The 25,488-nt window shown below is 72.3% G+C and carries 31 protein-coding genes and 1 pseudogene; 18 read left to right on the forward strand and 14 right to left on the reverse strand.

The window, feature by feature from the left end; genetic code table 11:
* Positions 1–16: 16 nt before the first annotated feature.
* Complete coding sequence (locus EV378_RS27870; protein ID WP_132430358.1) at positions 17–439, reverse strand: MarR family winged helix-turn-helix transcriptional regulator; 423 nt, start codon at positions 437–439, stop codon at positions 17–19.
* Positions 440–537: 98 nt separating this feature from the next.
* Between EV378_RS27870 and EV378_RS27875 the strand changes: the two genes are divergently transcribed.
* The 4 genes from EV378_RS27875 (at position 538) to EV378_RS27890 (ending at position 3,393) form a co-directional block, all read left to right on the forward strand.
* The gene (locus EV378_RS27875; RefSeq protein ID WP_132430359.1) at positions 538–978 is read left to right on the forward strand and encodes a CBS domain-containing protein; all 441 of its coding nucleotides are present in this window, start codon (positions 538–540) and stop codon (positions 976–978) included.
* A gap of 67 nt (positions 979–1,045) precedes the next feature.
* The gene (locus EV378_RS27880; RefSeq protein WP_132430360.1) at positions 1,046–1,948 is read left to right on the forward strand and encodes an acetaldehyde dehydrogenase (acetylating); all 903 of its coding nucleotides are present in this window, start codon (positions 1,046–1,048) and stop codon (positions 1,946–1,948) included.
* Positions 1,945–2,979 carry a 4-hydroxy-2-oxovalerate aldolase gene (gene dmpG / locus EV378_RS27885; protein WP_132430361.1) on the forward strand — a complete coding sequence of 345 codons (1,035 nt, stop codon included), beginning with the start codon at positions 1,945–1,947 and terminating at the stop codon, positions 2,977–2,979. Before EV378_RS27880 ends, dmpG begins: the two co-directional genes overlap by 4 nt.
* Positions 2,980–3,150: 171 nt before the next feature.
* Positions 3,151–3,393 carry a YkvA family protein gene (locus EV378_RS27890; RefSeq protein ID WP_165922512.1) on the forward strand — a complete coding sequence of 81 codons (243 nt, stop codon included), beginning with the start codon at positions 3,151–3,153 and terminating at the stop codon, positions 3,391–3,393.
* Here the strand turns inward: EV378_RS27890 and EV378_RS27895 are convergent.
* The gene (locus tag EV378_RS27895) at positions 3,390–3,839 is read right to left on the reverse strand and encodes a hypothetical protein (protein ID WP_132430363.1); all 450 of its coding nucleotides are present in this window, start codon (positions 3,837–3,839) and stop codon (positions 3,390–3,392) included. The two genes, EV378_RS27890 and EV378_RS27895, sit on opposite strands and share 4 nt — an antisense overlap.
* Before the next feature lie 118 nt (positions 3,840–3,957).
* Between EV378_RS27895 and EV378_RS27900 the strand changes: the two genes are divergently transcribed.
* Together EV378_RS27900 and EV378_RS27905 are read left to right on the forward strand one after the other, a co-directional pair.
* Complete coding sequence (locus EV378_RS27900) at positions 3,958–4,368, forward strand: tautomerase family protein (protein WP_132430364.1); 411 nt, start codon at positions 3,958–3,960, stop codon at positions 4,366–4,368.
* Positions 4,369–4,522: 154 nt separating this feature from the next.
* Positions 4,523–5,548: a methyltransferase gene (locus EV378_RS27905; RefSeq protein ID WP_132430365.1), complete on the forward strand. Its 1,026-nt coding sequence runs from the start codon at positions 4,523–4,525 to the stop codon at positions 5,546–5,548.
* 20 nt (positions 5,549–5,568) lie between these two features.
* On the opposite strand, the gene EV378_RS27910 is transcribed toward EV378_RS27905, so the two are convergent.
* From EV378_RS27910 to EV378_RS27920, 4 genes are all read right to left on the reverse strand, one after another.
* Complete coding sequence (locus EV378_RS27910; protein ID WP_132430366.1) at positions 5,569–6,297, reverse strand: SDR family oxidoreductase; 729 nt, start codon at positions 6,295–6,297, stop codon at positions 5,569–5,571.
* An 82-nt stretch (positions 6,298–6,379) separates the two neighbouring features.
* The gene (locus tag EV378_RS27915; RefSeq protein WP_132430367.1) at positions 6,380–7,036 is read right to left on the reverse strand and encodes an HAD-IA family hydrolase; all 657 of its coding nucleotides are present in this window, start codon (positions 7,034–7,036) and stop codon (positions 6,380–6,382) included.
* Positions 7,037–7,049: 13 nt separating this feature from the next.
* Entirely contained in the window at positions 7,050–7,205 is a 156-nt protein-coding gene (locus tag EV378_RS35595; RefSeq protein WP_165922513.1) for a hypothetical protein, read from the reverse strand.
* Positions 7,202–8,437, reverse strand: coding sequence for a Rieske 2Fe-2S domain-containing protein (locus EV378_RS27920; RefSeq protein ID WP_132430368.1), 1,236 nt, complete (start codon positions 8,435–8,437; stop codon positions 7,202–7,204). Before EV378_RS27920 ends, EV378_RS35595 begins: the two co-directional genes overlap by 4 nt.
* Before the next feature lie 211 nt (positions 8,438–8,648).
* Between EV378_RS27920 and EV378_RS27925 the strand changes: the two genes are divergently transcribed.
* The 3 genes from EV378_RS27925 to EV378_RS27935 all read left to right on the forward strand — a co-directional run bounded on the left by EV378_RS27925 (position 8,649) and on the right by EV378_RS27935 (position 12,199).
* Positions 8,649–10,421: a PEP-utilizing enzyme gene (locus EV378_RS27925; RefSeq protein WP_132430369.1), complete on the forward strand. Its 1,773-nt coding sequence runs from the start codon at positions 8,649–8,651 to the stop codon at positions 10,419–10,421.
* 73 nt (positions 10,422–10,494) lie between these two features.
* Positions 10,495–11,577, forward strand: a complete 1,083-nt coding sequence (locus EV378_RS27930) for a PEP/pyruvate-binding domain-containing protein (protein WP_243653796.1) — start codon at positions 10,495–10,497, stop codon at positions 11,575–11,577.
* A gap of 91 nt (positions 11,578–11,668) precedes the next feature.
* Positions 11,669–12,199 carry a DUF4190 domain-containing protein gene (locus EV378_RS27935; RefSeq protein WP_132430371.1) on the forward strand — a complete coding sequence of 177 codons (531 nt, stop codon included), beginning with the start codon at positions 11,669–11,671 and terminating at the stop codon, positions 12,197–12,199.
* Here EV378_RS27935 and EV378_RS27940 read toward each other — a convergent pair.
* The gene (locus tag EV378_RS27940; RefSeq protein WP_132430372.1) at positions 12,192–12,974 is read right to left on the reverse strand and encodes an IclR family transcriptional regulator; all 783 of its coding nucleotides are present in this window, start codon (positions 12,972–12,974) and stop codon (positions 12,192–12,194) included. The genes EV378_RS27935 and EV378_RS27940 overlap by 8 nt on opposite strands.
* 22 nt (positions 12,975–12,996) lie before the next feature.
* On the opposite strand from EV378_RS27940, the gene EV378_RS27945 reads away from it, so the two are divergent.
* The 4 genes from EV378_RS27945 to EV378_RS27960 all read left to right on the forward strand — a co-directional run bounded on the left by EV378_RS27945 (position 12,997) and on the right by EV378_RS27960 (position 15,398).
* A complete protein-coding gene (locus EV378_RS27945) occupies positions 12,997–13,470 on the forward strand; it encodes a thioredoxin family protein (RefSeq protein WP_132430373.1) in 474 nt (157 codons plus the stop codon).
* Positions 13,471–13,511: 41 nt separating this feature from the next.
* A complete protein-coding gene (locus EV378_RS27950; protein WP_132430374.1) occupies positions 13,512–13,703 on the forward strand; it encodes a hypothetical protein in 192 nt (63 codons plus the stop codon).
* Positions 13,704–13,797: 94 nt separating this feature from the next.
* Positions 13,798–15,159: a Rieske 2Fe-2S domain-containing protein gene (locus EV378_RS27955; protein ID WP_132430375.1), complete on the forward strand. Its 1,362-nt coding sequence runs from the start codon at positions 13,798–13,800 to the stop codon at positions 15,157–15,159.
* The gene (locus EV378_RS27960; RefSeq protein WP_132430376.1) at positions 15,156–15,398 is read left to right on the forward strand and encodes a hypothetical protein; all 243 of its coding nucleotides are present in this window, start codon (positions 15,156–15,158) and stop codon (positions 15,396–15,398) included. Before EV378_RS27955 ends, EV378_RS27960 begins: the two co-directional genes overlap by 4 nt.
* A 125-nt stretch (positions 15,399–15,523) precedes the next feature.
* On the opposite strand, the gene EV378_RS27965 is transcribed toward EV378_RS27960, so the two are convergent.
* From EV378_RS27965 to EV378_RS27995, 7 genes and pseudogenes are all read right to left on the reverse strand, one after another.
* Positions 15,524–16,333 carry an SGNH/GDSL hydrolase family protein gene (locus EV378_RS27965; RefSeq protein ID WP_165922514.1) on the reverse strand — a complete coding sequence of 270 codons (810 nt, stop codon included), beginning with the start codon at positions 16,331–16,333 and terminating at the stop codon, positions 15,524–15,526.
* A gap of 377 nt (positions 16,334–16,710) precedes the next feature.
* Complete coding sequence (locus EV378_RS27970; RefSeq protein WP_132430378.1) at positions 16,711–17,064, reverse strand: Rieske (2Fe-2S) protein; 354 nt, start codon at positions 17,062–17,064, stop codon at positions 16,711–16,713.
* Position 17,065: 1 nt separating this feature from the next.
* A pseudogene (locus tag EV378_RS27975) lies at positions 17,066–17,272 on the reverse strand (2-hydroxymuconate tautomerase); the annotation flags it as partial.
* Between the two features lie 19 nt (positions 17,273–17,291).
* The gene (locus tag EV378_RS27980; RefSeq protein WP_207908882.1) at positions 17,292–18,089 is read right to left on the reverse strand and encodes a 2-keto-4-pentenoate hydratase; all 798 of its coding nucleotides are present in this window, start codon (positions 18,087–18,089) and stop codon (positions 17,292–17,294) included.
* Positions 18,086–18,877, reverse strand: a complete 792-nt coding sequence (locus EV378_RS27985) for a 2-keto-4-pentenoate hydratase (protein ID WP_132430380.1) — start codon at positions 18,875–18,877, stop codon at positions 18,086–18,088. The genes EV378_RS27980 and EV378_RS27985 overlap by 4 nt, the downstream gene beginning before the upstream one ends.
* Complete coding sequence (locus EV378_RS27990; RefSeq protein ID WP_132430381.1) at positions 18,877–19,734, reverse strand: IclR family transcriptional regulator; 858 nt, start codon at positions 19,732–19,734, stop codon at positions 18,877–18,879. The genes EV378_RS27985 and EV378_RS27990 overlap by 1 nt, the downstream gene beginning before the upstream one ends.
* Entirely contained in the window at positions 19,731–20,462 is a 732-nt protein-coding gene (locus tag EV378_RS27995; RefSeq protein WP_243653797.1) for a hypothetical protein, read from the reverse strand. Before EV378_RS27995 ends, EV378_RS27990 begins: the two co-directional genes overlap by 4 nt.
* Before the next feature lie 239 nt (positions 20,463–20,701).
* Here EV378_RS27995 and purQ point away from each other — a divergent pair, with 239 nt between their 5' ends.
* From purQ to EV378_RS28020, 5 genes are all read left to right on the forward strand, one after another.
* Positions 20,702–21,388, forward strand: a complete 687-nt coding sequence (purQ, locus tag EV378_RS28000) for a phosphoribosylformylglycinamidine synthase subunit PurQ (protein WP_132432839.1) — start codon at positions 20,702–20,704, stop codon at positions 21,386–21,388.
* Positions 21,389–21,487: 99 nt separating this feature from the next.
* Positions 21,488–22,402: a catechol 2,3-dioxygenase gene (locus tag EV378_RS28005; RefSeq protein WP_132430382.1), complete on the forward strand. Its 915-nt coding sequence runs from the start codon at positions 21,488–21,490 to the stop codon at positions 22,400–22,402.
* 55 nt (positions 22,403–22,457) lie between these two features.
* Positions 22,458–23,390 carry a catechol 2,3-dioxygenase gene (locus tag EV378_RS28010; RefSeq protein WP_132430383.1) on the forward strand — a complete coding sequence of 311 codons (933 nt, stop codon included), beginning with the start codon at positions 22,458–22,460 and terminating at the stop codon, positions 23,388–23,390.
* Positions 23,391–23,407: 17 nt separating this feature from the next.
* Positions 23,408–24,532, forward strand: coding sequence for a histidine phosphatase family protein (locus EV378_RS28015; RefSeq protein ID WP_132430384.1), 1,125 nt, complete (start codon positions 23,408–23,410; stop codon positions 24,530–24,532).
* Between the two features lie 72 nt (positions 24,533–24,604).
* On the forward strand, positions 24,605–25,480 hold the full coding sequence (locus EV378_RS28020; protein WP_132430385.1) for an IclR family transcriptional regulator: 876 nt from the start codon (positions 24,605–24,607) through the stop codon (positions 25,478–25,480).
* Positions 25,481–25,488 lie beyond the last annotated feature (8 nt).

A 25,488-nucleotide genomic window follows, 5' to 3' on the forward strand; every position in this document is an offset into this window, starting at 1 on the left:
CGAGACGCTAACCAGCTCATCCCGCGTCCGCGAACGCACGCCACACCGCCTCCGCGCCGTCCAGGCCCGCCGGCGGGATCCGGCCGAGGACGGCGGCGATCTCGTCGCGCCGGTGGGCGTCGACGTCCGCGACCAGGTTCCGTCCGGTGACGGTCAGCTCGAGAACCAGCCGGCGACGGTCCGCGGGATCGGCCCGCCGGCCGAGCAGTCCGGCCCGCACCAGCCGGTCGACGACCCGGGTCGCGTTCGAGCGGTGCACCCCGAGTTCGGCCGCGACGTCGGCGACGTTCACCCCCGCCCGACCGGCCACCAGCATCAGCACCCGCAGCTGCGACACGGTCACGACGTCACCGGTGGCCGCCAGCGACCGCACGCTGATCGCCACCAGCACACGCGCCGCGTCCAGCACGGCGTCGACCAGCTGGTCGGTTCGGGTCATGCCGACCTCACCCCCTCTTGGGGAACACTTTAGCTTGCGCAACTAGTGCGCCAGCGCAACAATTGGATCACGGGGAGAACGTCGAGAGGGAGTGCGCGATGAAGGTGGCCGACATCCTGCGGATCAAGGGCGACGACGTGACGACGGTGCCGTCCTGGACGTCGATGGCCGAGGCCGTACAGCTGCTCTCCGGTCCGCCTGCGATCGGCGCGCTCGTCGTGTCCGACGACGGGCGGGGCCGCCTCGACGGGATCGTGTCCGAACGCGACGTCGTCCGCAGGCTCGCCGCCGACGGGCCGTCGCTGCTGGAGCGGACCGTGGGCGACGTGATGGTGCACCTCCCGGAGAGCTGCACGCCGGAGGACACCCTGGCCGAGGTGATGGCGACGATGACCCGTTCCCGGCACCGGCACCTGCCGGTCGTCGTCGGCGGGCGCATCCGCGGGCTGATCAGCATCGGTGACGTGGTGCGCCAGCGGCTGGCCGAGATGACCACCGAGACCGGGGTCCTGCGCGACATCTACCTGGCGAGCCGCTGACGAACGGTTCCGCTCATCGGAACGCCCCGGTTCCGCGACGGCCGCGGACCCGGCACGCTCGGACGTTATGAGCCCCAAGGTGACGGCCGCGATCGTCGGGCCGGGCAACATCGGAACGGACCTGCTGGCCAAGCTCGCGGACAGTCCGGTGATCGACGTCCGGTACATGGTCGGTGTCGTGGAGTCCGACGGGCTGGCCCGCGCCCGTGACATGGGTGTCCAGGCCAGCGCGGAGGGCGTCGACTGGTTGCTGCGCCAGGACCCGCTGCCGCGGATCGTGTTCGAGGCGACGTCGGCGAAGGCGCACATCGCGAACGCGCCGCGGTACGCCGAGGCCGGCATCGCCGCCGTCGACCTCACCCCGGCGCACCTCGGTCCGATGGTGTGCCCGCCGGTGAACCTGCACGACCACCTGGACGCCCCGAACGTCTCGATGATCACCTGCGGCGGGCAGGCGACGATCCCGATGGTGCACGCCGTGTCCTGGGTGACGCCGGTGCCCTACGCCGAGATCGTCGCGTCGGTCGCCTCGCGCAGTGCCGGTCCCGGAACCCGGGCGAACATCGACGAGTTCACGCACACCACCGGCCGGGCCGTCTCCGAGGTCGGCGGCGCCGAGCGCGGCAAGGCGATCATCATCCTGAACCCGGTCGAGCCGCCGATGATCATGCGGGACACGGTGTTCTGCATGATCTCCGGCGACGCCGACCGCGCGGCGATCACGCGTTCGGTCCACGACATGGTCGCCGAGGTGGCGCAGTACGTGCCCGGCTACACGCTGCGCGCCGACCCCCAGTTCGACGAGCCGCGCGAGTCCTGGGGCGGCAACGCGCGCGTCGCGGTGTTCCTCGAGGTCAAGGGCGCGGGTGACTACCTGCCGGACTACGCCGGGAACCTGGACATCATGACCGCCGCCGCCGCGCGCGTCGGCGAGCTGAAGGCCCGCGCGTGTGTGGAGGTGCCCGCATGAGCCGCCCTGAGCTCGCCCACGACGTCCGCGTCGTCGACACGACCCTGCGCGACGGCAGTCACGCGATGTCCCACCAGTTCACCGAGACCCAGGTCCGGGACACGGTGCGCGCGCTGGACCGGGCAGGCGTCGAGGTCATCGAGGTGACCCACGGCGACGGTCTCGGCGGGTCGAGCTTCAACTACGGCTTCAGCCACACCGACGAGATGCGCCTGATCGCCGCCGCCCGCGAGGAGGCGCAGCAGGCCACGATCGCGGTGCTGCTGGTGCCCGGCATCGGCACCGTCGACGACCTCAAGCGCGCCCGCGACGCGGGTGCCGGCATGGTCCGGGTGGCCACGCACTGCACAGAGGCCGATGTCTCGCCGCAGCACTTCGCGGCCGCCCGCGACCTGGGCATGGAGACGGCCGGGTTCCTGATGATGGCGCACCGCACGCCACCGGAGGATCTCGCGAAGCAGGCCCGGATCATGGTCGACGCCGGCTGTCAGGCGCCGTACTGCACGGACTCGGCGGGCGCGCTGCTCATGCACGAGGCGAGGGCGCGGTTCGAGGCGTTGCTGGCCGAGGTCGGCGACGAGGCGTGGGTCGGCTACCACGGCCACCAGAACCTCAGCTTCGGCGTCGCGAACTCGGTGATCGCCCACGAGGTCGGTGTCCGGTACATCGACGGGTCGCTGTGTGCGCTCGGCGCCGGGTCCGGCAACAGCCCGACCGAGGTGCTGGCCGCCGTGTTCGACCGGCTCGGCGTGGACACCGGCCTGGACGTGATGGCGCTGCTGCACGCGGCCGAGGACGTGGTGCGCCCCTACCTGAACCGCTGGCCGAAGATGGACCGCAACGCGATCGTGCAGGGCTGGGCCGGCGTGTACTCGTCGTTCCTGCTGCACGCCGAGACGGCGGCCGAGCGCTACAAGGTCCCCGCCCACGAGATCCTCAAGCGCTGCGGCGAGCTCGGGCTCGTCGGCGGCCAGGAGGACATGATCATCGACGTGGCGATCTCGCTGGCCGCGGAGCGTGAGAACGCCTGACTCCCCGTCACCGGACGGAACGAAACGGACGGACGGCGCGTTGCACCGGACATGAATGCTGTGACGACCTCGCGCCGTCTGTCTGCGTTCCGCACGCTCCGGCGTGCGTTCTCGACCCGGGGACGGCCGGGCGAGCCGAGCAACGGCGAACGCCTGCGAGCGATGCCGGACATGCTGTCGGACACCATGTCCGGCACGTACCGGGAGATGGGGCGGAGCCGCCTGCTGCTGTGGGCGATCGCGCTGGTCTACCTCGTGTCGCCGGTGGACGTGATCCCGGAGATGTTCCTGTCCGTGCTCGGGCTCGGCGACGACGCCGTCGTCGCGATGTGGCTCGGCGGCTCGCTGCTCGTCGAGGCGGACCGGTACATCGGCTGGCGGCGGTCCCGGCCGACGGTCGTCGAAGGCTCCTAGCAGGAGGACCGGACGTACTCGGAGAGGCGGCGGTTCGCGGCCGCGTACTCCGGGTCCCGGGTCAGCTGCTCGATCTGCGGGTCGCGGGCGAGCGCCGCCGTGTCGCCGTCGTTGTCCACCAGCACCCGCAGCTGACGGTCCAGCACGGCGACGATCCGGTCCGCGTCGGCCTTCTGTTCCGGTGGCGCCAGCGCGCCGACCTGCTGGTTCGCCGACCGGATCTGGTCGGCGACCTGCTCGATGTTCTCCACCCGCGAGCCGATCCGGCCGCGCGACAGCGGCTCGGCCGCCTTCCGGTTCTGGTCGATCGCGTCGCAGAACGGGGTGACCGCGCGCGCCTGCGTCGGCGCTGCCGTGCGCGGCGTGACCTGGGTGATCGAACTGCCGCAACCCGCGACGACCGCACCCACCAGGAGCAGTGGTGCGATCCGCCGAACCGGGTACATCGGTTCCTCTCGACGCGGGGACCGACGAGTGCCGGACGGACGCAAGTCTATCCAGCGGCGTTCCCCGTCCCCGAACACCAGGGGAGCCCGGTGGGCGGATGGCTCTAGGGTTCTGCCCGTGCCGATCGTGACGGTCCACCTGCTCGAAGGCCGGTATCCCGCGGGCCAGGTGTCGCGGCTGCTCTCCGCGCTCACCGAGCGCTATGCCGCGGTGCTGGAGTCGCCGGTCGAACGGATCAGGGCGTTCGCCGAGCTGCACCCGCCAGAGCTGTGGCTCACCGGCGGGGAGGCGGGGCGCTCGGCGCCGTACTTCACGGCGCTCGTGCTCGCCGGACGTCCGGTCGCCCAGCGGCACCGCCTGCTGGCCGACTTCACCGACCTGATCGTCGACCACCTCGGCGTGGAGCGGGCGTCGGTGCGCGGACGGATCGTGCCGGTCGACCCCGACGACTGGGGTATCGGCGGGACACCGGCCAGCGCCGCGCGTCGTGCGGAGATCGACGCCAGGGCCCGGTCCGGCCGGGGTTGACCGGGAGCCCTCCCGCCCGTCGTCGGAGATCCCGGGAGCTCGGATCCGGCGACCACCGGCCGCGTACGATCCTCTGCGTGAAGGGCGGAGTTACCCTGACCGGGTGACCGGTGTTTCATAGGGAATTCATAGCGCAGCGGATCACCCTCCTCGCGTGACATCACCACGCCAGGAGCAGGTCCTCGACGCGGCGGCCGGCCTGCACGACCTCCTCAACGGCTACTGGCGTAGCCAGGTCCTCTGCACGGCCGCCCGTCTCGGTGTCGCGGACCTGCTCGCCGGTGGTCCGCTGACGCTCGTGGAGATGGCCGCAGAGTGCGGCCTGTCCCGCTCGAGCCTCGGCCGCCTGATGCGCGCACTCGTCGGCATCGGCCTGTGCACGGTGGGCGAGGAGGGCTACCGGACGACCGCGCTCGGCCGGGCGTTCGAGTCGGGCGCGACGGGTGGGGCGCACGAGCGGGCGCTCGTCACCGCCGAGTTCTTCTACCCCATGTGGGCACACCTGGCGGACTGCCTGTGCCGCAGCAGCAGCGCCGTGGACGTCCGGTCCGGCTGGTCGGGGGTCGACCTGCCCGGCGGGCCGGACGGGCTGTCGTCGCTGTTCGAGCGCGTGGCGCCGGACATCAGCGAGCCCGAGGCCAAGCGCATCGCCGCGACCCGGGAGCTGGGCGAGCGGGGCGTCGTCGTCGACGTCGGGGGCAGCTCGGACGCGCTGCTCGGCGAGATCCTGCGGGCGCACCCCGGCATCCGCGGCCTGCTCTACGACCTGCCCGGCGGCACGGACCGCGCGCGCACCTCGCTCGCCGACGCCGGGCTCGCGTCGCGCACCGACGTGGCCGAGGGGGACTTCCTCGCCGAGGTCCCCGCGGGCGGCGACCTCTACCTCCTGTCGTTCGTGCTGCACTCCTGGGACGACGAGCACGCGCTGACGCTGCTGCGCGCCGTCCGCACGGCGATGCACCCCGGGGCGCGGCTGCTGGTGATCGAGGAGCTGCTCCCCGACGACGAGCAGGACGGCGAGCTCGCCAGCCTGCACGACCTGCACATGCTCGTCACGACGGGCGGCCGCGAGCGGACCGAGGCCGAGTACGTCGCACTCCTGGGTGCGGCGGGCCTGGCCTACGTCGGGACCGTGGAGACCGGCGGGCCGACCGGCGTCATCGAGGCGTATCCGGCCTGAGGCCCCCGCCGGGGCCGGTGTCAGAAGATCCCGCGCCGTGCGCCGACGTCCAGGGACAGGGTCGAGCCGGCCAGCGCGCCGGCGTGCGGGTCGAGCAGCGTCCCGACGGCCCATGCGACCTCGTCCGGCGTCACGAGCCGTCCCAGCGGGGACTCGGCGGCGCGTTCGGCGAGCACCTCGTCCAGCGTGACGCCGCGTTCGTCCGCGGTGTCCTGGGACAGGCCGCGCAGGCGGGGTGTGTCCGCAGGCCCTGGTGCGACGAGGTGTGCGGTCACCCCGCGCGGACCGTAGGCGATCGAGAGCTGCCGGACGAGGTTCGCCAGGCCGGCGTTCGTGACCCCGGCCGCGCAGGCGTACGGCGCGGGCTCGACGCCGAAGTGCCCGCCGAGCGCGACGATCCGGGACCCGTCGGCCAGCCGGTCGTCGACGGCACGGACCAGGCGCAGCAGGCCACCGCACTTCAGCGCGACGGCCCGGCCGAGCGCGTCCGGCTCGATCCGCTCGAGCGGCCCGGCGGCGGGGAGGCCGGCCGCCTGGACGACCATCCGTACCGGCCCCGGCGTGTCCGCCACGGCAGCCGCGACGGCCGCGACGGAGTCGTCCGACCCGATGTCGGCGGTGCACCACCCGTCGCCGACCGGGGGTGTGCGTGCCACGGCGACGACGTGCAGCCCGTCGGCGCGCAGCCGGTCCGCGATCGCCGACCCGAGCGCGCCGGAGGCGCCCACCACCACGGCCGTTCCGGTCATGGGTCCATCTCCTCACGTCGGTGATCGCCGGTCCGGTGTCGTCGGGCGCCGTGGGTGGCACCGTTCCGTGCCGGATCGCCGATCATGGTGCCGGGGCAAGGCCCAGCTCGGCGCGGGCGCGGTCGAACACCTCGGACGGGTCGGACAGGTCCAGCTCGAGCGCGATCATGCCCGCTGCCTTCGCCGGGACGATGTTCCACGGCATGTCGTCCACGAACACGATCTCCTCCGCCGGGTGCCCGATGCGTTCGACGGCGATGGCGTAGGCCCGCGGGTCCGGCTTGAGCACCCCGGTGTCCGACCCGTCGACGAGGACGTCCAGCTGCGACAGCAGCGGATGGCTCGACATCGCGCCGTCGCCGTGGAACGCGCGCAGGTCGTTCGTCAGCGCGCCGACCGCGATCCCGGCGGCGCGCGCGTCCGCGACGATCGCCGCGGCCGACGGGCGCACCATGTCGTCGGAGAGCCCCCACAGCAGGTGCATGAACTCCTGCAGCGGCCAGCCTGGCCTGCCCAGCGCGGCACCGACCTCCTCGCTGCGGCGCCGCCAGTAGTCCCGCTCCGTGATCTCCTCGGCGATCATGGTGTCCCACAGCGGATCCGGCTCGGTGCCGAGCGGTCCGCGCCGGGCCGCGACGGCCGCTGCCGCGGGGTGCGCGGCACCGAGCGAGCCGAGCAGCTCCACGCCGGACAGGAACACCGTGCCACCCAGGTCGAGCAGCAGCGCGCGGTCGGCCATCAGCGCTCCGCCATCAGTGCTCGGGCTCGTGTGAGACGAGCTGCGCCGCCAGGACCACCGTGGACAGCATGCCGCACGCCGCGCACCAGCACAGGAAGTGCCGGTCGGAGCCCACCCAGTACTCCTGGACGAACTCCGGAGCCGCTCCGCACCCGGGACAGAACCTCACACCCACGCCGGCTCCGGGTCACCGAACAGCTCGTGGATCTCGTCGCGGATCGGGGAGAAGCGGATCGAGCTCTCCCGCGTCCACATCTGACGGAACTCGACGGCCGACCCGAACTTGTCCCGCTCCATCGGCAGGTCGATCACATCGTGCGGCTCCCGGAACGTGCACAGTGGATCCTCGCCGGCCTCGACCCGCTTCATCTGCTCCGTGTAGAGCTTGCGCAGCAGGATGACCCCGAGGTCGGACTTGCCGAGGTGCTCCTTCGACCGGTCGGACACCGTTCCCTGGGTGATCCACGCGCAGATGTCCTGGCCGTCGACGTAGTCGCGCAGCAGCTCGCCACGGTCGTCGTAGAGGGGGACCTCGTACGTCGGGATCGGCCCCTGTGCCGGTGCGCCGCCCTCGGGACGGTAGGTCTGGTACCAGACGTGCCAGGTCGTCTCGTCGTCGATCGGCACGCGGATCTGGAACGTCGCCAGCCCGGCCGCTCCCACGCGCAGCATGTGCGGGAACACGAGCGGGTGGCCGACCTTCCAGTCGTCGTCGTCCTCGGTGTGGCCCTCCAGCACCCTGCGCTTGAGGATGCCGTGCTCGAACACCTCGAACGCGACCTTGACGTGCTTCTTCGTGACGACCGGGACCGGGCCGCCGCCACCCAGCTCCTTCAGGAAGCTGCCGTAGCGCCCGTGCAGCCACTCCACGTGGTACGGGTCGACGGAGTTCTCCATGATCTGCAGGAAGTTGCAGGGGAGCTCGGCGTGCCCGATGTCGCGCCACGCGTCGTCCCAGACGAACAGGTCGTAGCGGGGAAGCTCCGGGGCGGGTGACGGGCCGAGGTAGGCGAACACCAGGCCACCCAGCTCCCGCACCGGGTAGGCGGTCGCCCGGATGCGGTCGGAGAACGTGGACTCGGACGGCTCGCCTGGCTGCTCCAGGCACCGGCCGTCCGCGTCGAACCGCCAGCCGTGGTAGCCGCAGCGGAGCCCGTCCTGCTCGGTGCAGCCGAGCCACAGCGCCGCGCGCCGGTGCGGGCACTGCTCGGCGAGCAGCCCGACCGTGCCGTTGCCGTCCCGGTAGAGGACCAGGTCCTCGCCGAGCAGGCGGCGCTTGACGGGGATGCGGGTGGCCATGTCGTGCGTGGCGACCGGCCACCAGTAGCGGCGGAGCAACTCGCCCATCGGCGTGCCCGGACCGACCTGGGTGAGCCGCCGGTTCTTCTCCTCGCTCAGCATGGTCCGGGACGGTAGGCACCGCGCCGCGCAGCGGGAAGGTGAGCGTTGCGTGCCCCGGAACGCACCGCCCGTCGCACCGGAGAACGCCAGATGACGTGCGCGTTCCGGCTGGGGGAACGGCTTGCTTGATGTCCGCGTGTGGCCGCTGTCACGGTCCTGCGGAACAGCCGGGCCGCCCCGCCACGCGGCCGGCGCCGATGGAGGAGTTCACATGGCCAACGTCGTCTCGCTGGACGAGTTCACCGGGGAGTGGTACCCCGGCTACAAGCCGGAGTTCATGGAGGGGCCGTACATCATGGACGGCACCCGGCCGTTCTCGAAGTCCGACGAGGGCCAGTTCTGGTTCCTCGACTTCCACTGGTCGCGGGGCCTGACGCCGCTGGCCACGTACACCTGGGGCCAGGACGGCTACTGCTGGGGCACCCAGCACGCCGCCGAGAACCTGCCGCTGCCGCCCGGGCGCGGCATCACGTCCCGCTTCGCCGGACCGCACCTCTACGGCTCGGCCATCGACGAGACCGATCCCCGCGAGATCGGCGCCCGGGCCAACCGGCTGGGCACGAACCTGCCCGCGTTCCTCCAGAACTACCAGTCGATCTGGGCGGCGGGCCGCGACGAGCTCGAGGCCACGTGGGACCACTTCAAGGCGCTCGACCTGACCCAGGCCCCGACGTCGGACTTCCCGGAGCTGCTCCGCCAGACGCGCTACTACCACAAGCGCTCGATGGAGATCCACTTCGGCGTGATGTACCCGCTGCTGGTGAACTTCCTCGGCTTCTACGGCGCGTGCGCCGAGATGGGCATCGACACGAACCAGATCGGCAAGTTCCTCCAGGGCGAGGACACCAAGATCATGGAGACCGACCGCGAGCTCTACAAGCTCGCGATCAAGGCCAAGCAGGCCGGTCTCGCGTCGGTGTTCGAGAAGAACGACGGGTCGTCGCTGCGGAGCGCGCTGTCCGCCGAGGGTGGCTCGGCGTCGCAGTGGCTGACCGACTTCGACGACTTCCTCGAGGTCTACGGCGACCGTCAGGAGGCCACCTGCGACGTCGGCGTGCCGTCCTGGAAGGAGGACAACCAGATCCCGCTGGACATGATCCGCAGCTTCGTGCTCAAGGAGGACGAGCACGACTTCGAGGCCGCGGCCCGCAACGCGATGTCCGAGCGCGAGGAGGCGATCGAGGCGGCCCGCTCCGGCCTGACCAAGGAGGAGCAGGAGGTCTTCGACTCCGGTCTGAAGTCCAACCAGGAAGCGAACTTCCCGTGGTGGCAGGACGACCACAACTACTACATCGATCTCAAGGTCATGATCCCGCTGCGGCGGGTCTGCCAGGAGCTCTCGTCCCGCGTCGGTGGCGACCACAAGGACGACCTGCTGTACCTGTTCTGGCCGGAGCTGATCGACGTCGCGAACGGCAAGCCGTACACCGGCGAGCTGAAGTCGCTGGTCTCCGACCGCCGTCAGTACTTCGACCACTGGAGCGCCAGACGGAGCGAGATGCCGAAGGTGCTCGGGACGATCCCGGAGGCCGTCGAGGACCCGGTGCTGATCGAGATCTTCGGCCTGAACCCGGCGTCGGTGCGGGCGGTGCAGAACCCGAACGCCCACGAGGAGACCACGATCACCGGGCTCGCCGCCGCGAAGGGCCAGGCCACCGGCGTCGCGCGCGTGCTGCAGTCGTCCGACGACATGCACCGCCTGGAGCCGGGCTCGATCCTGGTGTGCGAGTCCACGTCGCCGTCCTGGACGCCGGCGTTCGGCAAGATCGCCGGGGCGGTCTGCGACGGAGGCGGCATGCTCAGCCACGCCGCGATCGTCGGGCGCGAGTACGGCGTGCCGACGGTGACCGCCTGTGGCATCGCGACGTTCGCGATCAAGGACGGGGACACGGTGCAGGTCGACGGCTCGACCGGCACGGTGACCGTCCTCAAGCGGGCCGCGGACGCGGCGAGCGACGAGACCGTGGGGGCGGGCCGGGCGTGAGCGAGCTTGCGAGCTCACCATTCAACACAGCACTACCTGTCACATGGTCGACGAGCGCCAGCGAGGAGGACAGGTGACACAGCCGAAGGACGCGGTGGTCTGGGTCGACGAGGTCGACCCGGCCACCGCGGTCGCCGCCGCCGGTTCCAAGATGGGCCGGCTGACCGAACTGCACCACGCGGGCGTCGAGGTCCCGCCGGGCTTCGCCGTGACCGTCGAGGCCTACCGCGCGCACTGCGCGGACACCGGGCTGGACGGCCGGATCGACGAGGTGATCTCCGGGCTGGGCGTCGCACCGGACGACGCCGCCGTCGAGAAGGCATCCGCGACGATCCGTCAGCTGTTCGCGGACACGCCGATGTCCGACGAGCTCGGTGCGGTGCTGACCGAGGCGTACGAGGACCTGTGCCTGCGCCGTGCCGAGGTCAACGTGCCGACCGCGGTCCGCTCGTCGGCCACCGGGGAGGACGCCGCGGACGCCAGCTTCGCGGGGATCTTCGACACCTACCTCGGGGTCTCCGGGCCGCAGCGGGTGCTCCAGGCCGTGCGCGACTGCTGGGGCTCGCTGTTCACCGGCCGCGCGCTGGCCTACCGGCTGCGCAAGGGGATCAGCCACCACGACATGCCGATCGCGGTCGGCGTGATCGAGCTGATCCACGCCCGCGCGTCCGGAGTGGCGTTCTCCGTGCACCCGGTCACCGGGAAGCCGGACCGGGTCGTCATCGAGACGAACTGGGGCTGGGGGGAGGCCGTCGTACAGGGCGTCGTCGACCCCGACCACATCGAGGTCGGCAAGTCCGACGGGCGCATCCTCAAGTACCAGGTCGCGAACAAGCGGATCGTGTCGGCGTTCGACTACGCGGAGGGCCGCGTCACCGAGATCGACATGCCGGAGAAGCTGGCCGACCGCAAGGTGCTCGACGACGAGCAGGTCGGCGCGATCGTCGAGGCCGTCTGCGCGATCGAGAAGCACTACGGCTACCCGGTCGACGTGGAGTGGGTCATCTCGCGGCACCGACGGTCCGGGGACCCGGTCTGCATCGTGCAGTCCCGCCCGGTGACGGTGACGTCCGGGGAGAAGGCCCCCACGGCCTACGACCCGGTGGCGAACGCGCAGAAGTTCGTGTTCAGCGGGAAGGCGATCCCGGGACGGTAGGGACGCGGGCCCCGGCCGGCCGGATTGCGACTTCGTCGCGGACCGGCCGCGCCGGGGCCTCTCCCGGGCCGGAACCGGCAGAATCGTCGTCATGGGGACGAACGAGCCGGGGCGGACCGGCGACGATCCGGATGCGGCGAAGGACCCGTACGGCTCGCCGTACCCGTCCGGCCCGAGCTACTCGGGATACCGCGAGGGAGTGCACGGCGAACCGGTCCCGGAGTCGGCGTGGCAGGACCCGTCGACGCAGCAGTACCCGGCCGCGCCGTACCCGCAGCAGTACCCCGCCGCGCCGTACCCGCAGGGCTACCAGCAGCCCCCCGGGCAGTACCCGCCGTACGGCGGGCAGTACCCCGCCCCGTACCCGTACGCCCCGCCCTACCGGCCGACGAACGGCATGGCCGTCGCGTCGCTGGTGCTGGGCATCCTGTGGATCTACTGGATCGGCAGCATCCTCGCACTGATCTTCGGTTACCTCGCCCGCCAGCAGATCCGCGAGCGCGGGGAGGGCGGTGACGGTCTCGCCGTCGCCGGCATCGTGCTCGGCTGGATCGGTATCGGGGTGATCGTCCTGATCCTGGTCGTGTTCGGGATCGGCGCCGCGAACGGCACCATCAGCTGACGCCCGCCGCGCCGAGGCGCCGTGACACGAGCGCGGCGGACTCGATCACCGACGCCCGGATCCGGCGCAGGGCGGACGGCCCGGCACGGTCGGTGGGAGCGGCCACGGACAGAGCCGCGACGACCGATCCGTCCGCCCCGCGCACCACCGGCGCGCCGACCGAGACGACGCCGATCCGCGACTCCTCGAGGTTCTCCGCCCAGCCCCGTTCGGCGATCTCGGCGAGCCGGGAGCACAGCGTGACCGCGTCGACGATCGTGTGCGGCGTGATCCGGCGCGGCTCCCACGCGGTCAGCCGGCTGGCGAGCTCGTCGGCGGGCAGCGCGGCGAGCAGCACCTTGCCCGTGCTCGTCGTCGTCGCGGGCAGCCGGGTGCCGACCCGGGAGAAGATCCGCACCGTGTGCGGGCTCTCCAACCGGTCGATGTAGACGGACTCCAGCCCGTCCAGCACGGCGAGCTGCACGGTCTCGCCCGTCGACGCGCGCAGCGTCGCCATCACCGGAAGCGCCGCCCCGTGCAGGTCGCCACCGGCCGCGACGCTCGCGCCGAGGTCGAACAGCGCGAGCCCGAGCCGGTAGCCGCCCGGGGACGCGCCGCGCTCGAGCAGCCGCTCGTCGGTGAGCGTGGCCAGCAGGCGGTGCACGGTGGACGTCGCGAGACCGAGGCGGCGGGACAGCTCGGAGACGCCGAGCTCGCGGTCGTCGCGGGAGAACTCCTTCAGCAGCCGGGCGGCGTTCGCCACCGACGACAGCCTCCAGCCAGGGTTTCCCGTCATGCGGGAAGGCTAGACTCCCGGCGTGGCACGGGTGCCCCGCGACGGCCTCGTCGCCGTCGTCAGACGCGACTGCCCGACGTGCGTCGTCGTCGCGCCGGTGCTGGCCGAGCTGCCCGGCGTCACCGTGTACACACAGGACGATCCCGCGTTCCCGGACACCGTGGCGGCCGTCGACGACACGGACCTCGACGTCAGCCTCGCGCTCGACGTCACGGTCGTGCCGACGCTGCTGCGCCTGGACGGCGGGACCGAGACGGCGCGCGCGGAGGGCTGGCTGCGGCCGGCGTGGGAGGAACTCGCCGGCGTCGGCGGCCTGGGTGACGGCCTGCCCGAGTACCGGCCCGGCTGCGGCTCGCGCACCGAGGATCCGGGGTTCGCCGGCGAGCGGCTGATCCGCACGCGCGTGGACTCGTCGCGCGCCAGGCGGATCGAGCTGACCGCGGTGGACGACGAGGCCCCGGGGGACGGTAGCGGGCGGAGCCCACGGGGCGGGTAGGACGGGCGCTGTTCGCGCGCGGCTGGTCGGACGGGTTGCCGGTGGTCGGGCCGACCCGCGCGGATGCTGGAGGGCGCGGGCGCGACCCGTCGGACGTCGTCGCGACCGTGTCGCCCGACCTCGTCGAGGTGACCGTCGAGAAGGTCGCGATCAACGCGGTGTCGGCCGGAGTACCCGCCGGTCGGCTCGCCGCCGCCGCGTTCGAGACGACCCTGACGGCCGCCACGACCTGACGCTTTCCCTTCATGCGGGAAACACTCCTTGTCCGTGGTGCTGCGGCCTCGCATAGTCGTCGGTACCCACCACGAGCCAGGGGAGCCGCTTGCGATGCTGACCGCCGAGCAGAACGACGAACTGACCCAGGTCGAGCCCGGGACGCGGATGGGCGAGGTCCTCCGCCGGTACTGGTACCCGGTCGCGTTCACCCGTGAGCTGACCGAGTTCCCGGTCAAGCGGGTCGAGCTGCTGGGCGAGTTCTTCGCGCTGTGGCGCTCCCCGCGCGGCAGGTACGGGATCATCCCCGAGCCGTGCCCGCACCGGAAGGCGTCGATGGCCTACGGCGTCGTCGAGGACGACGGCCTGCGCTGCCCGTACCACGGCTGGAAGTTCGACACCGACGGCGCGTGCACCGACCAGCCCGCCGAGAAGGACAACACGAACTTCCGCAACCGCGTGCGCGCCACGGCGGGTCGGGTCGAGGAGATGGGCGGGCTGGTCTGGGCCTACGTCGGCCCGGACCCGGCGCCGGAGCTGCCGCGCTTCGACACGTACGTGATGGACGGCTTCCGGGACATCGGCTGGGCCGATCTGCCGTGCAACTACGTGCAGATCATGGAGAACGCGGTCGACCCGCACCACGTCGAGTTCCTGCACGGCCGCTACTTCGAGTTCATCGGGCAGCACCAGGGCTTCACCGCGCCCGCGTCGTTCGGCAAGGAGCACCAGCGGATCGGCTTCGACGCGTTCGAGTGGGGCATCATCAAGCGCCGCGTCCTGGCCGGCGCGTCCGAGGACAACGACGACTGGAAGGTCGGCCACCCGCTCGTCTTCCCGTACAACATGCGGGTCGGCGGCGGTGGCATCCACCAGATGCAGATCCGGGTCCCGATCAACCGGACCACCACCCGGTTCATGCTCTACACGGTGCACGCGCCGGAGGGCTACGAGGCGATCGACCAGCCGACGGTCCCGGACTACGAGATCCCGGTGTTCGACGCCCGCGGCAACCACGTCGTCAACTACGTGGAGGGCCAGGACATCATGGCCTGGTGCACGCAGGGTCCGATCACGGACCGGACCACCGAGCACCTCGGCCGCAGCGACATCGGGGTCGCCCTGCTGCGCAAGATGTTCCGCCAGTCGATGGAGGCCGTCGAGCGCGGTGAGGACCCGCTGGGCGTGATCCGCGAACCGCACGAGCGGATCGACCTGCCGTGCGAGAAGGACAAGTTCCACGCCGGCGGCGCACAGTTCGCGCTGGACTTCTGTGACATGGGCTCGACCCGGTTCTCGCCGATGCTGGACACCATCAAGAAGGTGCACATCAGCGCCGCCGAGCAGGTCGGCAAGGACAAGGCCGCCGGGCGGCAGTCGTTCACGCCGGTCGGCGGCATCGGTGAGGCGACGCTCGCGCCGGACACCGAGGCGCAGGTCGACTCCGGTCCGGTGGGGAAGGAGGCGGAGCGGTGAGCTCGAACCCGGCGCCATGGGAACCGGCGGTCGTCGACCGCCGGTTCGCCGCGGACGCCGACGCCCACCGCCGCGACGCCCCGCGGTACTGCCCGCGGTGCGCGGGGGCGTTGAGCCTGGCGACGGAGTTCTGGGAGGGCGACGACCGGCGGTTCTACTGCTGGTGCGGTTCCTGCGACTGGACCGGGGAGGTCACGACGACGGGCGCGACGGCCGTCGGGCACGAGCCGGAGCACTGAGCCGAAGCACTGAGCCGAAGCACCGGGCCGGAGCACCGGGCCGGAGCACTGAGCCGGAGGACCGGGCCGCGGCGGATTCCCGATCGACGTGGACCTCGCGGCGCTGCTCGCCGACGCGTGATCCCTCAGGCCCGGTCGAGCGCCGCGTCCAGTGCGGGGAGGTAGCCGCGGGCGTAGCCGACCGAGGTCGGGTGGTAGCTGCCCGGGCCGGGCGGGTTCGTCGGCGGGTTGATCCACGGGTCGCCGCTGCACACCCCGTGGCCGGCGAACGCGGGTGTCACGTCGACGAACTGGGCGCGCCAGCGGCCCGCCGCGTCACGCAGCGTCGCGTTCAACGTGTCCGCGGCCCGGTTCAGCGCCGCGCGGCGGGCGGCGTTCGGGGCGAGCGGCGTGGCGCAGTCCGGGCCGGGCTCGAACAGCCGCGGGTACCCCGTGACGACGACCCGGACGGTCGGCGACGCCTGCAGCCGCACACCGGCGATGATCGGCACGACGCCCGAGGGCAGTGCGTAGCGGATCAGCCGCTCCCCGTCCCGCACCGCGCGCTCGCAGTCCTCGTCGCGCTGCGCGGTGCTGCAGATGCCCAGCACCGGGCCGAACCCGATGTCGTTGCCGCCCACCGTGATCGTCACCAGGTCGGTGTTCCGCGAGACGGTTCGGACCTGCTTGAACAGCACCTCGGCCGTCGTCGCGCCACTGCAGGCGACGGAGACGAACGTGGCCGGGTCGTGCGCGGCGGCCCAGCGGGCCGGGTAGGAGCGGTCGCTGCGCCTGCAGTCGCCGCTGCCACCGTCCGGCCGCGCCCCGACCCCTGCGGCGTAGGAGTCGCCGAGCGCGACATAGTCCACCGGTGCGGCCGGTGCGGCGAGAGCGGCCGGGGCGATCGCGACGATCAGCGCCAGGCTCGCGAGCAGCGGGAGCAGGAGTCGGCGCACCGTTCCATCCCAGCTTCTCCCGTGATGCGGCCACAAGCCCCCGACGGTGTCGACTCCCGTCGCGCCCGGGACCCGGCCTGTCTGCCGATCGGGTGGGCTCGGGTGCCGCGGACCTCCTGGCCGGCCGGCGTGTCGTCCGCCGCCCAGCCCTCGAGCCACGGCGGGGAGAGCGCCGGGCCCGGGACGGCGTCCGCCGCGACCGGGGCGACGTACCAGCCCCTCCAGCTGCGGCAGCCGGCTGCCGTCGCTGCGGTCGTGGCTGACCTCGTACGGCGACCACGTCGGTCGGTCACCCATCGGCGGTCCGATGTGGTGCGGACCGGTGTTCATACCGTGTGCGCTCGGTGCTCCGGCAGATCGAGCCCCGTCCGGAGGCGTCAGCTCTGCCCGCGCGCGTGCGCGCGCAACCGTTCGGCCCAGCTCTGCGGCGCGGGTGGGGCGCCGACGTCGGCGTGCGGCACGCCGTCCACGTCGACGACCGGATAGACACCCAGCACGTGCTGCGGGGACGTCTCGCACTCTCCGGTGTCGAGGTCGAAGCGGTACCAGTGCCAGGGGCACACGACGGTGTGCCCGTCGCGCACCCAGCCCTGGTCGAGCGGCCCCTTGTTGTGCGGGCACGCGGCGTCGGTCACCCGCCACCCCCGCGGCCCGTCGTCGACCCGGAACGCCACGAACCGGCGCCCGTCGTCCGAGGTCAGGACGCCGGGGCCGGTCAGTGGCAGGAGCAACTCACCTGCGCCCGGAGGCGCGCAGCTCGGCCAGCGACTCGCCGCCGACGAACCAGTGCTCGGCCTCGCACTCGTTGAGCACGACGCGCACGGCCTCCGGCTTCGCGCCGATCGACTCCTCGGCGGCCTTCGTCAGCGCCTCGCCGAGTGCCTTGAGCTGCTCGGGACTGCGACCGCGGGCGAGCGTCACCTGGATCAGCGGCATCGCGTTCCTCCTTCGTCGACGATCAGCGGCAGGCCAGCTCGAGCGTCCCGAGCCGGTCGATCGAGGCGACGACGACGTCGCCGGCCGTCACGGGAACGGCGGCGGTCAGCCCGCCGGACAGGACGATCTCGCCCGCGCGCAGGCCCTCGCCCTCGGCGGCGAGCTGGCGGACCAGCCACGCCACCGCCGCAGCCGGGTGCCCGAGCGAGGCCGCGCCGGACGCCGTCGCCGCGATCTCGCCGTTGTGCTCCAGCACCACTCCGACCAGCCGCAGGTCGATCCCGTCCACCGGCACCGGCGTACCGACCACGAACCGTCCCGCCGACGTGTTGTCCGCGACGACGTCGGCCATCGTGAACCGGTAGTCGGTGTAGCGGGAGTCCAGCACCTCGATCCCGACGGCGACACCGGACGTCGCGGCGAGCACGTCGGTCGCGGTGACGTGCTCACCGGACAGGTCGCGGCCGAGCACGAACACGATCTCCGGCTCGCAGCGCGGCTGGATCAGCGCGGAGGTGTCCAGCGGCTCGCCGAGGTCGACGGCCCCGGTGCCGGCCAGGAACCCGAAGACCGGGTCGCTGACGCCGACCTGGGCCTGCTTGGCCCGCGACGTGACGCCCAGCTTCCACCCGACGAGCGGCCCGGCCGCGTCCCGCAGCTCGCGCTGGACGCGGTAGGCGGTCGGCAGGTCGAGCTCCGGCACGTCGGACGAGAGCTGCTCGATGGCGGTGCGGTCGGACACGGCCTTGGACAGCCGCGCCGCGAGCTCCGCAGTGTTGGCTACCGCCTCTGCGGAAGAACGTGCGCCGGCGGTGCTCACGCGGTACCTCCGACGCGGACGGTGACCGGACCCAGCCGGTCGAACTCGGCCCGGAACACGTCGCCGGGCGTCATCGGGACGGCCGCGTGCAGCGCTCCGGTCATGATCAGGTGACCCGGTTCCAGCGCGACGCCCTGCTCGCCGAGCACGTTCGCCAGCCACGCGACGACGGCGACCGGGTCGCCCAGCGCGGCCGCCCCGGCCCCGGAGTCGATCAGCTCGCCGTTGCGGGTCAGCGTCATCCCGACCAGCCGCGGGTCCCAGCCGCCGAGCGGCACGAGCTGCGACGACGTCGCCATTGCCCCGTTCGACGCCAGGTCGGCGACGGTGTCCGCGAGCTTGATCCGCCAGTCCGCGATCCGCGAGTCGACGATCTCCATCCCGGCCACCGCGCCGGCGATCGCGGCGCGCGCAGCCAGCAGCGTCACGCCGGGGCCTGCCAGCCGCTCGCCGAGCACGAACACGATCTCCGCCTCGATCTTCGGGGCGATGAACGAGCTCAGGTCGATCGTGTCGCCGTCGCGGTAGATCGTGGACGCGAGCACCGGCCCGTGGTCGGGGGAGTCGACGCCGACCATCGCCTGCATGGCCTTCGACGTCAGCCCGACCTTGTGCCCGACGATCGTGTCCCCGTCGGCGAGCAGCAGTGCGATCAGCTCGCGCTGCACGGCGTAGCCGTCGGCCATGCCGAGCGACGGGTCCTCGTCGGTGAACGGGGCGATCGGGACCCGGGACCGGCGGGCGTCGTAGAGCGCCCTGGCCTTTCCCGGCGCATCGGTCACGGACATCAGGCGTCACTCCTGTCGGTGCTGAGCTGAGGTGCGGGACCGAGCCTGACGGGCGGGACGACGCCGGTCACCGTGACGGTTCCGGAAGACGGAACACTTCGCTCGGGAGAGTGCCCGAGCCGCCGCGACACGGCCTCCGCGCCCTCGACGACGTCGGCGGCGATCTTCCGTCGCTGCTTCGCTCCGACGCGCGCGACCGGTGCCGCGACAGACAGGGCGGCGACGACGGCGCCGGACGCGTCGCGCACCGGCGCGGCCAGCGACGCGACGCCGACCTCGCGCTCGTCGACGGCGGACGCCCAGCCCTGGGCCCGCACGCGTCGCAGCTCGGCGCGCAGGACGTCCGGCTCGGTGATCGTGTGCGGGGTCAGCCGCGCGAGCGGCCGCTCCAGATGGCCCTCCTGGGCGACCGGGTCGAGGTGCGCGAGCAGCACCTTCCCGGAGCTCGTGCAGTGCGCGGGGACGCGGCGCCCGGTCTCGGTGAGCAGCCGCAGCGAGTGGGCGCTCTCCAGCCGGTCGACGTAGACGACCTCGGCGCCGTCGAGCACGCCGACCTGCACCGACTCGCCGGTCTGCTCGCGCACGTGCACGAGCACCGGGGCCGCCGCGGCGTGCAGGTCCATGTGCACCCGCACCGCCTCGCCGAGCTCGTACATGACGATCCCGAGGCGGTAGCCGCGCTCGTCGTGCTCGATCAGGCCCTCCGCGGCGAGCGTGACCAGCAGCCGGTGCACCACCGACTTGCCCAGCCCGAGCCGCCGCGACAGCTCGGAGACGCCGAGCGCCTCCTCCCGGGTACGGAACTCCTTGAGCAGCCGCGCGGCGTTGCGCACGGTCGACAGGAGCGCGTCGGTCACCGCGTCCCGTCCGGTTCGGGCGGGGTCCACTCGCGCCGCCCACCGACGGCGGCGAGCAGCGCGGCGCGGACCCTGTCCGGATCCGGGTCGGTGTCCTCGGCCATGGCGCGGACGCCGTCGTCGTGCGGGCTGATCGCGCGCGCCAGCAGCGCCTGGGCGCGGGGGAGCCCGGCGACCGACGCGCCGACCATCTCGTCGACGAGGTGCTCGCGCCCGCGCACGCGGCTGCGGATCGTGTCGAAGTCCCGGATCGCCGACGAGTGGCTGGACGCCAGCCCGGTCCCGACGTGCTGTGCGTGGTGCGGGGACAGGCCGGAGCCGGGCTGGGTGACCACGTGGTAGACGGTCGTCTGCACACCCAGCACGCCGCGGACCTCGGCCTGGCGCGGGCCCGCCGACTCGTCGACGAGCCCGAGCGCGGGGATCACGATCGGGTCGTAGAAGCGCAGCGTCCACTCGAGACCCTCGAGCGATCCGGACTCCTCGACCTCCTGGCCGCGCAGCGGACCGAGGTCCTCGCGGGTGGCGATCAGGTGCAGGTTCCGCAGGCCGATCGCGGCGACCTGGACGCGACCGCCGGTGGCGGACCCTGCCGCCAGGGGCATCCGACCGCGCGCGGCCGGCGGGAACGTGTCCGCCTGGGCGAGGTAGGCGCGGTGCAGGTCGGCGACGTACTGGGCGACGGCCGCGCGCATCTTCTCGGGGCCGGGGACCGGCTGCTCGGACACCGGTCACCTCTCTTCTCACCGGGTGCTCGGACGCTAGGAGGGTGCTCGCGGGCCGTCAAGGCCGACACCGCGGGCGTTCCGCAGCGCGGATCGGCCGTCCCGGACTGCGAATCGAGTGGTGGGTTCGGGCGGTCCGGCCCGCCAAAACGTCACACTCGATCCCCGGTCGCCGCTCGAGTGGTGGGTTCGGGCGGGTGACGGACGTCCCGCCGGAGCGCTCCGGCGCGGGCAGTACCGTGGTGTCCGTGCGCATCGGCGTCGTGACCTTCCCCGGCTCCCTGGACGACACCGACGCCCAGCGCGCCGTGACCCGCTCGGGAGCCGAGCCGGTGGCGCTCTGGCACGGGGACTCCGACCTCGCGGGCGTCGACGCCGTCGTCCTGCCGGGCGGCTTCTCCTACGGCGACTACCTGCGTCCGGGCGCGATCGCCGGCCTGGCCCCGATGACGTCCGCCGTCGTCGAGGCGGCGCGCGGCGGGATGCCGGCGCTCGGGATCTGCAACGGCTTCCAGATCCTGTGCGAGGCGGGGCTGCTGCCGGGCGCGCTGCTCGGCAACGCGCAGGGACGCTTCGTGTGCCGCCCGCAGCGGCTGGTCGTCGAGCGCTCCCGGTCGGTGTGGACGGCCGGTCTCGCCGCCGGGTCGACGATCACGATCCCGATCAAGCACATGGACGGCCGCTACCACGCCGGGCCGGACCTGCTGGCCGAGCTGGAGGCGAACGGCCAGGTCGTGGTGCGCTACGCGCCGGGCGAGAACCCGAACGGCTCGGTCGGCGACGTCGCGGGCGTCTGCTCCGCGGACGGCCGGGTGATGGGCCTGATGCCGCACCCCGAGCACGCGATCGACCCGCTCACCGGCCCGTCGACGGACGGGCTGGCGCTGTTCACGTCGGTGCTGCAGGGCGCTCCGACCGCCGCGCGCTGACGCCGGTTTCCGGATACCGGAACGGCAGGTCTACCTCCCGGAACGAGGTCGCGCCTACCGTCGGTCCCACGATCCCCGACCCGATACAGGAGTCGCACCGTGGGAATCCTCCGCCTCGCGCACATCGACGTCCGTACCCCGGACCTGGACCTCGCCGCGGCCTACTACACCGAGGTGATGGGGCTGCAGTCCGTGCAGCGCACCGCCGAGGAGGCGTACTTCAAGTGCTGGGACGAGGAGGACCACCACTCGCTGCGGATGCGCTACGACCCGCGGGCGGGCATGGACTCCTTCACGTTCCGCGTGGAGGCTGAGGACGACCTGCACGAGTTCGAGCGCAAGGTCGAGGCCTACGGCTGCCCGACCACCCGCGTCTCCCGCGGTGACGCCGTCGGCCAGGGCGAGTCGCTGCGCTTCGAGGTCCCCAGCGGCCAGATCATGGAGCTGGTCTGGGACATCGAGAAGACCGGCAACATCCTCGGCAAGCACAACCCGCGTCCGACGCCGCCGCCGGACCTGGCCGGCATCGCGCCGCCGCGGATGGACCACATGCTGGTCAACGCCGAGGAGGTGGCGGAGGCGAGCTCGTTCTTCATCGACGTGCTCGGGATGCGGCTGACCGAGCAGGTGCTCGACGGCAATGGCCACCAGCTCGGAGTCTGGCTGGCCGGGCGCACGAACTCCCCGCACGACATCGCGATCGTCAACGGCCCGAACGGTGCGCTGCACCACTGGGCCTACTGGCTCGACGACTGGGACCACATCCGCAAGGCCGCCGACACGCTCGCGTTCAACGGCGTCCAGATCGACCAGGGCCCGACGCGCCACGGCGTCACCCGCGGAAACACGATCTACTTCTTCGACCCGCTCGGCATCCGCAACGAGGTGTTCACCGGTGGCTACTGGGTCGACCCGGACACCGAGATCATCACCTGGACCGAGGACAACTTCGGCAAGGGCCTCTTCTACTACGAGAACGTCATCAGCCAGCGCTTCCTGCGCATGCACACGTGAGACCTGCTCGTCAGGGTCGAACCATCAACACAGCTCTCGGGGAGCCCACCACACCATGAGCACCGATCGCATCCTCCGCCTCCAGCACGTCGAGATCCGTGTGCCCGACCTGGAGCTGGCGACCGCCTACTACACCGAGGTCCTGGGACTGATCGAGTCCGCGCGGGACAACCGCGACGGCGCCGACCGCGTGTTCCTCAAGTGCTGGGACGAGCGCGAGCACCACTCGGTGATCCTGCGCGAGGCGCCCACGCACGGGCTGGACCACATGTCGTTCAAGCTGAACGAGGCGTCCGATCTGGAGTACTTCGAGCAGAAGCTGGGCGCCGCGGGCGTCGCCACGAAGCGGTACGCGCTCCGTGAGCTCGGCCCCGGCTGGGGTGAGGCGCTGCGCTTCGAATCGCCGTCCGGGCACCTCGTCGAGCTGACCCACGGCACCGAGCGCGTCGGCAACATGCTGCCGATGACGAACCCGCCACCCCGCCCGCAGGACCTGGTCGGGATCGCGCCGCCGCGGCTGGACCACGTGTTCGTGATGGCCGAGGACGTCGAGGCGTTCACGGCGTTCTTCACCGAGCTCCTCGAGTTTCGGATGACCGAGCAGATCCTGGCCAACGACGGCCACCAGCTCGCCACGTTCCTGGAGCACAGCCACACCCCGCACGACATAGCCGTGATCACCGGCCCGAACGGCGCGTTGCACCACTTCGCGTTCTGGATGGACGACTGGAACGGCATCCGCGACGCGGCGGACACGCTGGCCTACCACGGCGTGACGATCGACGTCGCGCCCACGCGGCACGGCGTCACCCGCGGCTACACGACGTACTTCTTCGACCCCGTCGGGAACCGCAACGAGCTGTTCACCGGCGGGTACTGGGTGGACCCGGACTTCGAGCCGATCACCTGGACCGAGGAGGAGATGGGCCGGGCGATCTTCTACTACCACCGCCAGGTCAACGAACGCTTCTTCACCGTCCACTCCTGAGCGGGGGCTTCCACCACATGAGCACCACCGAGCGCCCGGACGCCCGGCGCGTCGACCGGTACGAGGCACCCAACTACCTGGCGCGCTACCGCGAGCGGCAGAACCGCAACGGCGCCGAGGCCCCTCCCTCGTCGCGCTTCGCGGCCGACGTGCCTGCCGGTGCCGTGGAGACGTCCGACCCGGCCGACACCGCCGAGACGGTCGACGGATCTGACGTCCCGCTGTACCTGCGCCGCTTCCGGCAGCGCGGCGCCGCGGTGCCGTCGCAGCCGCGCGTCGAGTTCGACGGCGCGGAGTTCACCCCCGCGCTGGCCGCCGCCAGCCGCGGCAAGGAGATCGCCGCCCCGCGCGAGCGACGGTCGTCGGAGAAGATCGTCTGTGAGATCTCGATCCTCCGGCACGGCATCACGCAGGGCTACTCCACCGACGCCGGCCTGACGCCGATGGGCGGGTGGCAGGCGCACCGCCGTGGCCACGAGCTGGCCCGGCGCTGGAACGACGGGGACCGGGTCCGGCTCGTCTGCGCGGACACGAACCGGGCCCGCCAGACGGCGCACCAGGTGTTCCGCGGCGCGACGGACGGCCTCGGCATGTGGGGCCACGACGTGTCGATCACCGACCCGGAGCCGATCCCGGAGCTGCGCAACTTCGGCGTCTGGACCCCGGACGGGCTGCGCGACGTCACGTCGGCGTTCCGGCAGTACCAGTCCACGATGGAGACCCTCGAGCGGATGGCCGTCGGCGACCGGCCGCGGTGGCTCGTCGAGATCGACCGGTTCTACCGGACCCAGCTGGGCGGCGCCGACCCGATCCAGGAGTGGCTGACCATCCCGATGATGTACTTCGAGCCGCCCGCGCTGTGCGTGCGACGGTTCTGGCGCGGCTTCCAGCGCCTGGTCTCGGAGATCCCGCCGGACGAGCTCGCGGCGGGCAACCACAAGATCGTCGCAGCGACCCACTCCGGGCCGATGCGCGCGTTCGCCACCTGGGCGCACGGGTACGACCCGGGGGAACCGCTGAACACCGAGGAGATCCGGGTCAAGCTGCGGGAGGGCGGCCGGACGGCGTTCGTCTCCTACCGCAACCGGGTGACCGAGGTGCACGTCCCGCCGCAGGACGAGTTCCCGCAGTGGGAGTCGTGACGGCATAGTCGTCCGTGTGCGCCATCTCAACCGGCTCCAACGACGGGGCCGACCAGGGAGACGAGGTCCGCGATGACCCTGACCGGTGACGTCGACGAGCGCCTGCTCGCGAGTGCCGTACCGGACGCCCCGCCACCGATCACCCCGGAGCGTGCGGGGGTCCTGGAACCGGCGCCGGACGGAGGCGGCGACGGGACGCTGCGGTCGGTGTCGATCGCGATGGCCGTGCTCGACTGCTTCGCCACCGAACCGGAGCTGGGCCCGACGCGCGTCGCGCACCGCCTCGGCGTCGCGAAGAGCACGGCCAGCCGGATGCTGGCCGCGCTCGCCACCGGCGGGATGCTGGAGCGCGACTCGTCCGGGCGCTACCGGCTGGGCCTGCGGATGTTCGAGATGGGCCAGCTGGCCGTGGACCGGCTGATGCTGCGCGACGTCGCGCTGCCGGTGCTCGGCGAGCTGCGCGAGGTGCTGCGCGAGACGGCGCAGCTGGCCGTCCCGGTCGGGGCGGACGTGCTGTACGTGGACCGGCTCGAGTCGACCGGTGTCGGGACGCTGTTCCACAGCGAGATGTACCGGCGCGGTCCGGGGCACTCCTCGAGCGCGGGCAAGGCGATGGCCGCGGTGAACCCGCCGATGGCGCGGGCGATCCTGGAGCGCGGCTTCGAGCGCCGGACGCCGTTCACGATCGTCGACCCGGCCCGGTACCGGCAGGTGCTGCGCCAGGTCCGGGTGGACGGCTTCGCGGCGTCCCGCGACGAGCACACGATGGGCATGTCGTCGATCGCGGCACCGGTCGTCCTGCGGCGGGGGGAGCGGCAGGTCGCGGTCGCGGCGATCTCGATCGTCGGACCGACGCCACGGGTGCTCGGTCCCCGTAAGGTCGCCGTGGTGCAGAGCGTCCGGCGCGCGGCGGCCACCGTGTCCGCCGCGCTCGAACGCGGGCAGTAGCTCTCACC

It is taken from the genome of Pseudonocardia endophytica (assembly GCF_004339565.1).
GTDB lineage: Bacteria > Actinomycetota > Actinomycetes > Mycobacteriales > Pseudonocardiaceae > Pseudonocardia > Pseudonocardia endophytica.